Origin of the sequence: Bacillus sp. ok061 (genome assembly GCF_900108285.1) — a bacterium.
Classification (GTDB): Bacteria; Bacillota; Bacilli; order Bacillales; family Bacillaceae_G; genus Bacillus_A; species Bacillus_A thuringiensis_S.
Genome location: NZ_FNUW01000001.1, coordinates 114,570 through 128,071, shown reverse-complemented (window position 1 = coordinate 128,071; position 13,502 = coordinate 114,570). Strand labels below are relative to the sequence as shown.

The window sequence follows — 13,502 nt, the reverse complement described above, 5'->3', positions numbered from 1 at the left end:
GCGATTTCCCAAATATATCAGCGCAACTCCATTTATATCAGCGATTTCCCAAATATATCGACTTATCAACAAAAATCGACAATAATAGCGACTTATAAAATAAAAAAGGTGATTCCAAAATACATTTTGGAATCACCTTTCCTTTACTATATTCGAACGTGTAACTTCATATTTGGATTATAAAACTGGCTTGGGCTCTTTAACTGAAAAGTTCCTCCACCTTCATGCCAATCAACCGTTAACTTATCGTCCATAAATACAAGCTTTGTACGATCAGCGATAAAGTTCATTGTGCTTGATTCAATATCCACATCGCGCTCATCTTTCTCTGCTACAGCTACTAAATCGATGATTCCGCTCATGACACAACCGCAACCCTCATTATCGTAAAATAACTTTATATATTTCGCTTCACTTGGAATCGTATCCATAATCTTTTTATATGCTGCTTCTGTTACAGTAACGTACATATGTTAATCTTCATCCTCTCTTCTCTTATCATTCATATATTGTATCACCATTTTTCTTAAAAGTTATATACAGAAAATTAAGACTAATATACAATGTATGTGATAAAGTTTCAGCAATCGAGCTTTTATGAGTAGTTCATGCAGGTGAAAGGATGTTTACTATCTGTGTTCAAACTACAACGCTATCCTATGTTATTAGGTCTATTTAGTATTTTCTTCATTTCTAGCGGAATGCTATTACAGCATGTACTTCCCTATTCTCCTTCTATCGGCTGGATTCTAGGTTTTACTTGTTTCCTATCCGCTTCTTATTTTGCTACGAAGAATACAAACAACTCATAAAGCAAGAATCATCTTAAGGAGGATTATCAAACATGCCAGCCTTAAAAAAAATAGAGCAATCACTCGATCACTTATTTCAAATTGAAAAATACGGAAAAGATAGTGCTTTTAGTCGATTTATCCCAGCCGTATATGATCCTATCAAATTTCCTTGGCAACAATTTTTCGAAGCAACTTTTGTAGATTTATTTAACGGTCTTATGATACACGGATCTGAAAATGTAAACAAAGTATTTTTAGCTGTATTCCCTACAGATGACGTTCTTGAAACATTCATTTCACAATCCACACCCGGTGATTTACTCTTTATGCACCATCCCCTTGTAATGGAGTGCGGTGATCCAATTGGAAGATCAGGCCGCGGTTTCATACCAATTCCTGAAAAATATTTGCAAGGAATAAAAGAAAAACAACTTTCTATATATACATGTCACGTACCAATGGATTTTCATCAAACGCATGGAACGAGTATTTCAATTGCAAAAGCATTAAACGCTACTGTAGTGGACGACTTTGCATATGGAGGTCCAGAACAAGAACCAGTTGGCCTTATTTGTGAAATAGATGAAACATCAACAAAAGCACTCCAAAAACATCTAAAACAACTCTTCCAGATTCCTTACACAGACTTCGAAGGTAAACGACATGATTCCATCAAAAAAATCGCAATTATCGCTGGATGTGGCGATGTTGTATCTTTAATGAAGGAAGCAGAAGAAAAAGGTGCTGAAGCATATATTACAGGAGAAATCCATTGCCATATCGACAATAATTACGGCCGACATAAATACTCGCTCATTATGGATTATGTAAAAGAAACGAATATGTCTCTAATTGGCGTGTCACACTCTGCCTCTGAATATTTAGTGAAAGAGACATTGATGTATGATTGGTTTAAAGAGAATTTTGATGTGGATGTTATTTTGCTTCCGCAGGAGAAATGGTGGCTCTAACGCTACTTAATTCTCCTACCGGTATCACTGGGCCTACGGGGAACACTGGGCCTACCGGCATCACTGGTCCTATGGGGAACACTGGGCCTACCGGCATCACTGGTCCTATGGGGAACACTGGGCCTACCGGCATTACTGGGCCTACGGAATCTGCCGATAGTGCTTCAGCAAAAAGTATTGTTTTTCAAGGAACAAATGCTGGTTTTCAACGTATAGCGGGTTCTCCTGGAATTGACTCCAATGTTATTCCATATGTCACTGCTGGAGCCGGTAGTATTGTTGGCTTTTCTGCGTCTATAAATATAAATAATTTACCTGCTGCTGTTTATACGATTAATATTTGCAGAAATGTCCCAACAAACCTCACAACCCCTACTTCTAGCTACATCCTATCTACTATTACATTAACTACTACTGACAAAATTACCGGAACTATGGTATTTTCCATTAAACCAACGGATAGCGGAGCAGGACAAATTCAAGTATTTAATCCTACTCCAGCAGTAGGTCCCGCTACTGTAACTCGGAATAGCATTACAACTGGAAACCCAGTTGCAAGAGGAGATGCTATATCCCTTTATATTACCCCTGGAATTACTGCGAGTGCTGTATATTCTATTTTTCTAATTACTAACATATAGCAATTCATTCCATAAAAAAAGACCCGATATTCGGGTCAACAAATAGAAATATAAATGAACTACAACAAATAACAGACAAAGCCATTATATATTTTTCATAGTAAAACATCCATTATTTTCTTTTTACACTATCAATATATTATTTTTTGTTATCGTCCTCTTTTTTAGAACGTCTACCTAAGAAGAACACAAGAACTAATAATATAATTACCAGTAGTACTCCGCCGATAATGTAATATAGCTTGTAGTCTTTTTTCGTTTCTACCGCTGTATCATTTAACTTATCGGCTGTCTTTCCTTCAATTGTAAATTTCTTCGTCCATTCCCATTTTTGATCGCCATCAGTGGCTTTCACTTCTACTCGGTACGTTCCTGGATCAAATGCTTTGTTTTCCCAGCTAATAGCATAATCAAAGTTTGAGTTTGGCGCCATTCTTAAATTTTCTTTTTTCGCTTCAAATAAAACGTCTCTACCTTTTTCTTTATATACTTTTGCATCAACACTTAAATTTTTTAACATTGCTGGCTTTACGTTTTGTAAATTTGCAGTAGCAACGTTACGCCCGTTAATTTGTGTTGGCTTTACTTCGTTTAATTTCATGTCTGGTTTTACTTCAGCATCTGTCTCTTTTAAAACAACACCAATTGCGTATGCATATTTATTTTCAATTTGCACACCTTCATCTTTTTTCTTTGCATTCTCATCTTCTTTTTCTTTAAAGTATAAACCACCTAGAATAACACCATCAAACGACTCACTTGGCATTTCTAGGTTTATATCAACCGTTACTATGCTGTTAGCTGGGACTTTCGTTTCTTTTGGCATTTTAGCAATTTTAGAAAACGGATATTTCAAAGTAGAATCCGTTTTTGGTTCTACTGTACTATAATCTGTAATACCATTGCTATTCGTAATTGCTGTATTAGCAAACGATTCTACCACAACTTCTTTATTCGTATCATTTTTCATTTGGACTTGAATTGTTTGCTTTTGTCCAGGTTGCATTTTCAAATCAAAGTACGTTTGATTTTTATCAATTTGATTTTCTGGTATAACTGCTGTCACAGCAAATTTCATTTCAGCTGCATATACTGAAAAAGCGTTTATCATGAAGAATGTAATTAATAGTAAGCTAGTAAATAGTTTTTTTACCATCTCTTATATAGTCCCCTTCATATCCATTTTATAGACAAGAAAGAGATAAGGTTAAAGCCATTCCCTTATCTCTTCTCATTTTCCTCTTTTATCTTAAAATCCCTCTTACTTACATAGGAGCATCTGTTAGTTCCCAAGTTAGTGAAGTTGTGTATTGTGTTTGTTCTTTTTTCGTTTTACCTGGTACAGATAACTCTACGCTTTGTTTCGCTTCTGCTGCATCTTTACCGAACGTATTTACCCATGTACCCATACCTTGGTTTTCTTTTGCATCGATTAAATCAGATGATGCACCACTTGGATTTAATGTGATAGATTGTTCTGCTGTTGGTGCGTCGCTACCTGCGTTTGATTTCAAAGCTGAATTTTTTAATGTTAATGCCGCGCCATCCAACGCTTTATCATCTGCAGTTTTGAATTGACCATTTTGTTTTACTGTTAAATGCCATCCAGCATTTGTACCACGATTATCTGTTACTTGAACGTAGTTTGGCACGTCAATTACAGAACCGTCTGCTTTTTTCTTTACTTTATCTAATTCTGCAAAGTAGATTTCGTTATTACCTGATGCTTTTTGTGTTTTAAAGTTGAAGTTAGATACATAATCAATACTTAGTGGACCATCTGTACCTTTTTTATCTGGATCAACTGGATCTACAGTTTCATCTGGATTTTCTGGATTAACAACATCAATTGTATCTGTATTTTTCTCGAATTTAATGAATGCTTTTGAGTCTAATTTCCCGCCATCTTTCTCAGCTGCAAATGCAGACGTCCCTACTGATACTGATGATAATGTTACCGCTCCAATTAATGCTATTTTTGCTAGTTTCATAATTTTATACCCCTTTATAATCATTTTTAAAATTCAGTCATTCTTAATTTTAAATCTTTTATAAACTTAGTTTGGTGTATCTTCTAAAGTCCAAGTTAACTCAGCTGAATATTTCGCACCTTTTTCTTTCGCTGTCGTACCTGGTACGAATAAGCTCACACTCTGTTTACCTTGTTCTGTTCCTTTACCGAATGCAGTCGTCCAATCACCCATACCTTTATTCTTTGCGGCAGTAGTAATTTCCACCGCATCTCCACCTGGAGCTAGCGTTACTTTATTTTTAAATGTTGTAGGTGCATATTGTGCATCAGTTACAGAATTTACAGCTGGGTTACTTAAGCTTAAAGCTGCATTTGTTAACTCACTATTACCACTTTTAAATTGTGCATTTTGCTTTACTTTCAATTTCCATCCTGCATTTGTACCACGATTATCTGTTACAGATACGAAGTTAGGTACTTCAACTGTTTTGCTCCCTTGTTTTACTTTATCCAATTTTGCAAAGTACGTTTGATCATTACCAGAGATAACTTGCTCGCCGAAGTGTAAGTTAGAAACATAGTTAATACTTAATGGACCTTTTGTTCCTTTTTCATGGTCATCAGGGTTTTCTGGTGTAACTTTTTCATTTGGATTTTCTGGATTGTTTGGATCTGTTGTGCTTGTATCTTCAATAAACGTTACATCTGTTTTAGATTTCATATTTGCTTTCTCTTCCGCAAATGCTGAAGTTCCTACTGCTGCAACTGATGTTAATGATACTGCACCGATTAATGCTAATTTTGCTAGTTTCATATGTACCTTCCCCTTTTCTCTGTTTTCATCTATTTTTTATTTTGAATACACTTGCTTTCCCCTAATTCTTTTGAATACATATAGAGATAAAACAATCGAAAACAATCCTATATATTGTTTGAAGTCCCGTGTCTGGCCTCCTGTTTTCGGTAAATATTTATCTCCATTTTTATTTTTATCAACTGTCTCTTTTTTTGTATTTATCTTTGTCGGGTCAGTTGAGGTATTTGGTGTATAGCTATTCGAAAATGTAATACCCGCTTTTGAATTCGTACTTGTAGCCGTTACTACATTTGCCATAAGAAACGGCACACATATAACTGCGGAAACGATAATACCAACTATTTTTTTCATTACTCTCTCCTTTCTAAAATTTATATATTTCATATATTTTTAGAGAGGAGCATCGGTTAATGTCCATTCTAGCTGTCCAGCATATTTTGTATTTGCTTTGACATTCGGCCCTGGTTTTACTTGTAAATGGATTCCCTCGTTTTCCTTCCAATTTAATGAAACCTCCTCGTCGTTTTTAGAAGTATACGAGAATGCTTCTATACTAGAAGTACTTAAAGTTGTATCCTTTCCATTTCGTTTGTAAATCAATGCTCCTGTCAATGTGTCATTTTGCGCTGAAGTTAATGGTGTGATTTCCTTTACATATACACTCCATTTTTGCTTTTTAACACGATCATCGGTTACCTTTAAAGGATTTGAAATCGCCTTCGGTGCGTATGTCGTTGTTTTCGATGGAATTGTTACATCTCCAAATGTAATTTCTTTTGGTACGTCTACTAACTTTAAAGTCCCATCAACGACAGTAACCGGCACTTGAATCTCCGCTTGTACACCTTGCTTCGTTTCAATTACAACCGTTACAGTATGATTCCCTATTATTTTGGTATCCGGAATATTGATTAACTTCACTACTGATATTGGTTTATCTACATCCAAATTCGTATCTACAGATAAATCTGTCACAAATTTAGAAATATCCATTTTTGTTAAATCTGTTCCTTGCACTACTTTTTGTGGGACTGGTTTCCCAGTTGGAATACCTTTATAGCTTATTTTTGCGACTCCATCTCGATTACTATCTTGCCCATTCTTATCGCCATCTAAATAATTTTTAGCTGACACCGGTATTTCAAGATAACCATTTTTGTAATATTTCATTACATCAGCACCTTTTACAGGAGAACCTGTAATTGTCATCTCGTAAATTTTCCCGTTGAATTCTTCTGTTTTTAGCGCATTTGCTTTCGCAACCGCAGTGACTTTATTGTTTTTCCTGCTAATATCAAAGAAGCTACTTACATCATCTCCACTCTCCACATCTTGAATGGAAACATCATTCACAGTAAAATCCTTATTCACTTCACTTTCTAATACGAAAGATTTCGCATAGTGAATCTCTTTCGATTGAGCAGGCATATTTTGATATACCTTATAAGAAAGTTGACGGGAATTATCTTCCACGATATCTCCTATTACACTTGGAGCTGGAATTTCAATTTGTGCAATCGCTAATTGGTCGTATGATACATTAACACCTGAAGCATTTAATCTAACTTCTAGCGGTAATTCTGTTAAATTATCAAATGTAATTGTCATATCTGCTTCTGGAGTAGCTACTGGGCCTGCTGTTCCAGAAAACTCTATTTTATTATTCCCTTTGTCTTGATACCTAATTGAACTCGTATCATACACGTATAAATTCGTTAAATGACTACCATCATTACGTAAAGTAACATTTTTATAACTGTTTATCCTTTTGAAATTCCACATTGCTGTTAATGGTACTTTTTTACTTGTTCCGTGCTCATAAAATTCAAAGGAAGCATTATAAGTTTGCCCTGATCTTCCGTTCCCATATAATTGTAAGAAGTTTTTTGCATCAGCTTTAGTTATTGGTGTTTTAACATCTACAGATGAAGCTGTCATAGAGTGAATATTAATACGGACATCGATCCATTTCCCTTGATATTCACCAGCTTTTTTGACTAATACATACTGTTCTCTATTTGAATTTCTAAATGTATATTGACTTTGACCATTTCTATCATTGCTACTACCCTTTACCTCATATGTTACTTGTGGGCTCCAAACAAATCTAAAAGCATATTTACCCGAGATAGAAGGCCCTTCACCTGTTCTATTATTTATTACCTTTACATTTGGATATTTAAGAATACTTGTAACAGGACTAGCAGCTAGTAGAGATTGGCTCTTTAATACCTTCTCAGCTTGAATAGCAGGTAATTCCTGATTATTTTCGTTTACCTTATTGCTTTCTTTTAATTCATTTTCCTTTGATACGAGTTCTTCATTAACCTTTTCTTTCTCTAAAATCTTCGTTTCTTTTGGAACTTCAGCATTAGTAGGATTTATTTCTTGTTTTTTATTTTCTTCCGATACTTTCACTTTTTCACTTATTTCTTGTTTCACAACTTCCTCTGAAGCCTTTGGATTTTTATCAGAAATAGCTACATTTAAAGCCTCTTGTTTCTCTACAACATGCAAAGAAGGAGATTCAATTTTCTTTTCATTCCCTTCAAACTTCACTATCGGTTCAAATTTGTACTCTCCAGCTTTTTTCATTTGAATGACTACATATACGTCACCGATAGAATTACTTTGTTCATTCTTTTCAATTTTTACAATGTGATCTTCTGTTACTGAAATGTTTTGAATCGCTTTATTATTTTCATTCTTTTTTTTCGTTTCTTCTTCATTAAAGAGCTGTTCATTAGATAATTTCAGCTCGATATTAGCATCTTGTTTATTTGTATTTGTAATCTTTAATACTACATTTTCATCAACTTTTATTTCTTGTTTATCCATATGAACGATAAAACGTCCTTGCTCGTCGTTTGTAACCGCATAAACTTTCGTTGCAGAGTAGTCTAGCACACCAACTTGTGTAAATAATATTCCTCCAGCGAGAAGTATACGCCCAAATTTCCCTATTTGATTTTGCAATGTACTTCCCTCCCTCGCTTTCTATTTACCGAATATTCCGAACATTAAATGTATTAATCGACTAAGTTTACAATCATAATGTGTATTCCTAAAAAATAAAAAGCCTGGTTGCCTTTTCGATTTTCATACATACAACTATGTGTGAAAATCCAAACTGCAACCAGACTATCATAGTAATTTTCATTACCTTAGACTCTTAGCTTTGCGACCTATCCTTTCGAATAGTGTGCCCATTTATTTTTTCTTTTTGAGACAATAAAAAATCCGGTTGCCTCTTCGATTTTCATACATACAACTATGTGTGAAAATCCAAACTGCAACCAGACTATCATAGTAATTTTCATTACTTTAGACTCTTAGCTTTGCGACCTATCCTTTCGAATAGTGTGCCAAAAATAGGTATTTATTTATCGTGTTTTGAATATACCATTAAAACCCAAAAAAGAAAATAGTTTTTTTAGAAAAAAACAATTAATTTTTATAGTCTAAATTTTCCACTGGAAAATCCATAATAAAAACTAAAAAAAACATTTTGATCTTAGAAATACATCATACATTCTTTATCGATAAAATGAGATTTTTACTATCCACAAATAGCAAGATAAAATAGAAAAACATCACTTATTTGGAAGTGATGTTTTTTCTATTTAATGCAGTGGTAACATAACCTCAACCGTCGTTCCAACCCCAACTTCACTTTCAAAACTCATTTTACCGTTGTGGTCTTTAATAATTTTTTCTGTAACTACTAAACCTAGACCAGTTCCTGTTTCTTTCGTTGTATAAAAGGCTTCATTTAACTTTGGAATTTTATCTTTCGGAATGCCGCATCCCTCATCTTTCACTTGAATGATGATTCCATCTTTTACAGTAACTTTAATCGTAATTGTTCCGCCAACTGACATTGCTTCAATTGCATTTTTAATTAAATTAAAAAAGACCTGTTTTAATCGTTTTTCATCACATGTAATTGATGGTAAGTCTTTACTGTAAATACCTTGTATGTGGACTCCTTGTTTTAAAGCTGGCTTTTCCATAACTCGAATAACATAAGAGATAATTTCTTGTATGTTATGAGTTTCTGATTCTAGTGATTTAGATTTCTCAAATCCACTAAGTTCTGTAGCAATTATATGAATCCGATCTACTTCTTGTTTCATAATATCACTATAAATTTTATCCTCTGGATGCTTGTCTGCTTGTTTATTCACAAGTTTTTTTAAGTTTGCTAAAGGTCTTCTAATCTTATAACCAATAACCGTCGCCATTTTTCCAACAGCTGCTAGTTTTTCTGTCTGTTTTATTTCTTTGTCCATCATCTCAAGCGTACGAACGTAAGACTGAACCCTCAAAAATATAATCCAACATATGATAGTAAATACACTATATAATGCCATTGGGATTAAAACGAGAGAAGATTGAATAATGATTCCTGTAAGAGCGTACTTCCCGACAAGTATCGCTGGAACTAGCCAGAAATATCTTTTGTTCACAAAGATTGGTGCGAACAAAATAAAAAATACTTCTACTATATTTCCACCGTCAAATTCCGCATCGCTACCATAATAAATCATAATGTTATGGATACAATCTAATACATTATAGCCAATTAGAATAATATACTTTACCACAAAAACATTCTTCCATTTCATAAAGTATATTCCAATGCAAAACAATACTACCGTCAAAAAGTAAAGCCATAAACCTAAACCATCTTCAAACTTTCCTACGCCTTCTTGCTCTCCCGCGATTAAAGGTACGATAAATTCATAGGCAAGATCATACACAAAAAATATAATAAAAAATAAACTTAAAAATACTTTCAACGCCTTTATTTCTTCATTTTTAAATATATAGCCTTTATTCATATGGTAACTCCTAGCTTTTCTTCCACTTGGATTTCAGTATTTCCACACTTCCTTGGGAGAATGATGTCTATTCTCGTTCCAGTATCTCTTTCACTTGAAATATGCAGCTCACCAAGGTGCTCGGCGACAATTCGATTCGCTACCGTAAGTCCCAGACCAATTTTATCTTGTTTCGTTGTATAAAAGGCCTCTGTAACACGGGCTAAGTTTTCTTGCTTAATACCATGACCATTATCAATTAAGCTGATCATCACATACTCTTTCCCTTTATTTTCTAACCGTAAATGTAATATGCCACCTTGCTCCATTGCTTCTAAAGCATTTTTTATCGTATATAGAAAGACTCCTCTTATTCTTCGTTCATCACATTCAACTTCTATTGTTTGTTCTCCCACATTAGAAATAAGCTGCACATTTAATTCATTCATTTTTTCGCGAAGAGTTGTTGTTGCTTGTAATACAATTTTTCCTAGATCATGTTTCTTATAAATAGAAGGCTTGCATGTAGCAACTTCCATCAACTCACTTATCATATTATTCATATTTTCTATTTCAAAGATCATACGTTTATAAACAGGATCCTCTTCATGCTTCTCTCTTTGTAATTGCGTAAATCCTTTTAATGAAGCGAGTGGATTTTTAATTTCATGTCCAACCGTCGCTGCCATTTTTCCGATTACTGCTAATTTCTGTGATTCACTAGCAATCGCAATACTTTCCTTTACAGCTGAAAGATATTGTAAAAATCGGTTTAAAATGATATATGCAGCTATTAACATAAGTGTACACATAATAAGGAACATAAATGCTTTTATTTCCTCTAATACAAATAAATAAATTAAATATTTTCCTACAATAGAAGAAAGTAAGATTACATAAAATTTTTTATTTAAAAATATGGGTACAAAGAAAATGAGAATAATTTCTATTATATTTGTCGCATCAAACGCCGCCTTATTATAAAAAATATACGAAAATATATTAGCGATTTCTATCCCTATGTATGCAAATATCCATGCATATTTAACAAGGTTTGCCTTCTCTTTTTTCACTAGATATATATTCACGCACAGTATTGCTACTCCGCAAATAACTTGCCATATTATGTTGTATCCCTTATCCATTATTGATTTATCTTCTAATACGATTGCATAGAAAATTTGATATACAATAACAATGACATATAACACCCATAAAAGGATTTTTGCATTTCTTTCTTCTTCTTTATATGATAGAAAACTTTCTTTCACTTCAACACCCCTTCAAAATAATATCTCGAAGAATACCATTTATTATAATAAATGATTTTCATAGACAAACAAAGATAAATCGAACATTTGAGGAAAATCCTCCCAACCATGCAATATCTTCATGCTATATACAAGCATAAAAAACATAAACAATAATACGTATATTATGGGAGGTGTTTTTTATGGACGGCAAAAAAAATAAAAAGACAGAACAACTCCAATCTTTCACGCGTGAAAATGAAGGAAAGGAGATGACAACAAATACAGGTGTTAAAATTTCAAATGATGAAAACTCTTTAACTGCCAGTGATCGTGGCCCTACCCTTCTAGAAGATTTCCTTATGCGAGAAAAACTTTCTCACTTTGACCGTGAACGAATTCCAGAACGAGTCGTTCACGCACGAGGATACGGAGCACATGGCATTTTTGAGTTATATGAATCTTTAGAAGAGCTAACAATGGCCCACTTTCTACAAGACCCTTCAAAAAAAACACCGCTTTTCATTCGTTTCTCTGAAGTAGCTGGATCAAAAGGAGCAAATGAAACGAATCGAGATGTAAGAGGATTCGCCGTTAAATTTTATACAGAAGAAGGAAATTTTGATTTAGTAGGAAACAATATTCCCATTTTCTTTATTCAAGATGGCATTAAATTTCCTGATCTTATTCACGCCCTTAAACCAGAGCCGCATAATGAAATTCCACAGGGACAAACAGCACATGATACTTTTTGGGACTTTATCGCCAATAATCAAGAATCAGCTGCAATGATGATGTGGATTATGTCCGATCGTACAATTCCAAGAAGCTTTCGAATGATGCAAGGATTTGGCGTTCATACATTTCGTTTAGTTAATAAAAATGGAAAGTCACGATTCGTGAAATTCCACTGGAAGCCAAAGCTCGGCGTTCATTCGTTAATTTGGGATGAAGCATAAAAAATAGGTGGTGCTGATCCAGATTACCATCGCCGTGATTTGTGGGAAAATATTAATGCTGGAAACTATCCTGAGTACGAACTTGGCATTCAAATTTTAGAAGAAGAGGACGAATTTAAATACGGATTCGATATATTAGATGCAACGAAAATTTGGCCTGAAGAAGATTTCCCCGTTAAAATCATTGGGAAAATGACCTTAAATCGCAATGTAGATAATGTATTCGCTGAAACTGAACAAGTGGCACTACACCCTGGAAGTATCGTTCGTGGTATTGACTTTACCAATGACCCTCTCTTACAAGGTAGACTCTTTTCTTATACAGACACACAATTAGCACGCGTTGGTACAAATTATCAAGAACTACCGATTAACCGTCCAATATGCCCATTTCATAACAACCAAAGAGATGGTGCGTCTAAATATATAATTGACAAAGGAAAAGTTGCCTACCATAACAATTCCTTAGCAAATAATTCTCCTTATACTGTACCTGGGACAAAGGGGGGATTCGTTACATATCCTTCTACTGTATCTGGTCATAAAACAAGGGAAACTGCTGCTAGCTTCAAAGACCACTTCTCTCAAGCTCGTTTATTTTGGAATAGTATGAGTCACGTCGAAAAAATCCACATTATACAGGCTTTCTCCTTTGAATTAGGAAAAGTCAAAAGTAAATCTGTCCGCCAACAAGTCGTTGATATGATTGGACATATTAGTACAGAATTGGCTACTTTAGTTGCAGAAGCTCTGGGAGCAAAAGTCCTAAATGTGCAAGAATCCAACGTTACAAAATCATCTCCAGCACTCAGTATGGCAAATACGACCTTTAGTCCTAATACATTACGAGTAGGTGTCATTGTTGCAAATGGATATGATGGGCCAAGCGCACAATATATAATAAATCAGTTCAAACAAGTAGGTCTTCAACCAGTGATCGTTTCCGAACGATTAGGCATAGTGCAGGGAACGTCAAATGGACATTGGGAAGTAAATGATACCTTCTTAACAGGCTCACCACTCCTTTATGATGGATTACTTCTTATCGGCGGAAAGATGGATGATCATTTTCTTAACAAAGCAAGTTCATTTGTCGTAGAATCATATAATCACTTTAAGCCGATTGGCTTCTTCCAAAACGGCTCTTCTATTATTCAATCTTTAAATATCAAAGGAAAGCCTGGTGTTTTAATAGAACAAGACCCTACGCGACTAGCAAATGAATTTATTAAAGCTATGACAAAACAACGATTTTGGGATAGAGCATATTCATAA

Annotated in this window: 10 protein-coding genes, 2 pseudogenes and 2 riboswitches; of the genes and pseudogenes, 4 read left to right on the top strand and 8 right to left on the bottom strand. The window is 34.4% G+C overall.

The annotated features are described in order from the left end of the window. Nucleotides 1-146: 146 nt before the first annotated feature. The gene (locus C4S65_RS00750) at nt 147-470 is read right to left on the bottom strand and encodes an iron-sulfur cluster biosynthesis family protein (RefSeq protein ID WP_000289569.1); all 324 of its coding nucleotides are present in this window, start codon (nt 468-470) and stop codon (nt 147-149) included. A 165-nt stretch (nt 471-635) separates the two neighbouring features. Here C4S65_RS00750 and C4S65_RS34195 point away from each other — a divergent pair, with 165 nt between their 5' ends. From C4S65_RS34195 to C4S65_RS00735, 3 genes and pseudogenes are all read left to right on the top strand, one after another. Beyond that, the gene (locus C4S65_RS34195) at nt 636-812 is read left to right on the top strand and encodes a hypothetical protein (protein WP_080546889.1); all 177 of its coding nucleotides are present in this window, start codon (nt 636-638) and stop codon (nt 810-812) included. 32 nt (nt 813-844) lie between these two features. Further along, the gene (locus tag C4S65_RS00740) at nt 845-1,765 is read left to right on the top strand and encodes a Nif3-like dinuclear metal center hexameric protein (protein WP_098838563.1); all 921 of its coding nucleotides are present in this window, start codon (nt 845-847) and stop codon (nt 1,763-1,765) included. 14 nt (nt 1,766-1,779) lie between these two features. Further along, nucleotides 1,780-2,406: pseudogene (locus tag C4S65_RS00735) on the top strand (collagen-like protein); the annotation flags it as partial. A 139-nt stretch (nt 2,407-2,545) separates the two neighbouring features. Here C4S65_RS00735 and C4S65_RS00730 read toward each other — a convergent pair. The 7 genes from C4S65_RS00730 to C4S65_RS00700 form a co-directional block, all read right to left on the bottom strand. Beyond that, the gene (locus C4S65_RS00730; RefSeq protein WP_086405787.1) at nt 2,546-3,562 is read right to left on the bottom strand and encodes a DUF916 and DUF3324 domain-containing protein; all 1,017 of its coding nucleotides are present in this window, start codon (nt 3,560-3,562) and stop codon (nt 2,546-2,548) included. 109 nt (nt 3,563-3,671) lie between these two features. After that, a complete protein-coding gene (locus C4S65_RS00725) occupies nt 3,672-4,397 on the bottom strand; it encodes a WxL domain-containing protein (protein ID WP_000761508.1) in 726 nt (241 codons plus the stop codon). Between the two features lie 66 nt (nt 4,398-4,463). After that, nucleotides 4,464-5,192: a WxL domain-containing protein gene (locus tag C4S65_RS00720; protein ID WP_000761529.1), complete on the bottom strand. Its 729-nt coding sequence runs from the start codon at nt 5,190-5,192 to the stop codon at nt 4,464-4,466. A gap of 36 nt (nt 5,193-5,228) precedes the next feature. Next, nucleotides 5,229-5,546: a cell wall anchor protein gene (locus C4S65_RS00715; protein ID WP_086405786.1), complete on the bottom strand. Its 318-nt coding sequence runs from the start codon at nt 5,544-5,546 to the stop codon at nt 5,229-5,231. A 39-nt stretch (nt 5,547-5,585) separates the two neighbouring features. Then, nucleotides 5,586-8,171 (bottom strand): WxL domain-containing protein, encoded by a 2,586-nt coding sequence (locus C4S65_RS00710; protein ID WP_086405785.1) that lies wholly within the window; start codon nt 8,169-8,171, stop codon nt 5,586-5,588. A 152-nt stretch (nt 8,172-8,323) separates the two neighbouring features. Beyond that, nucleotides 8,324-8,412: riboswitch (cyclic di-GMP riboswitch) on the bottom strand. 71 nt (nt 8,413-8,483) lie between these two features. Continuing rightward, a riboswitch (cyclic di-GMP riboswitch) is annotated at nt 8,484-8,572 on the bottom strand. Nucleotides 8,573-8,818: 246 nt separating this feature from the next. Next, nucleotides 8,819-10,039: an ATP-binding protein gene (locus C4S65_RS00705; RefSeq protein ID WP_001032634.1), complete on the bottom strand. Its 1,221-nt coding sequence runs from the start codon at nt 10,037-10,039 to the stop codon at nt 8,819-8,821. After that, entirely contained in the window at nt 10,036-11,289 is a 1,254-nt protein-coding gene (locus C4S65_RS00700; RefSeq protein WP_000664893.1) for an ATP-binding protein, read from the bottom strand. The genes C4S65_RS00705 and C4S65_RS00700 overlap by 4 nt, the downstream gene beginning before the upstream one ends. A 182-nt stretch (nt 11,290-11,471) precedes the next feature. Between C4S65_RS00700 and C4S65_RS00695 the strand changes: the two are divergent. After that, nucleotides 11,472-13,502 (top strand): annotated as a pseudogene (locus tag C4S65_RS00695) (catalase).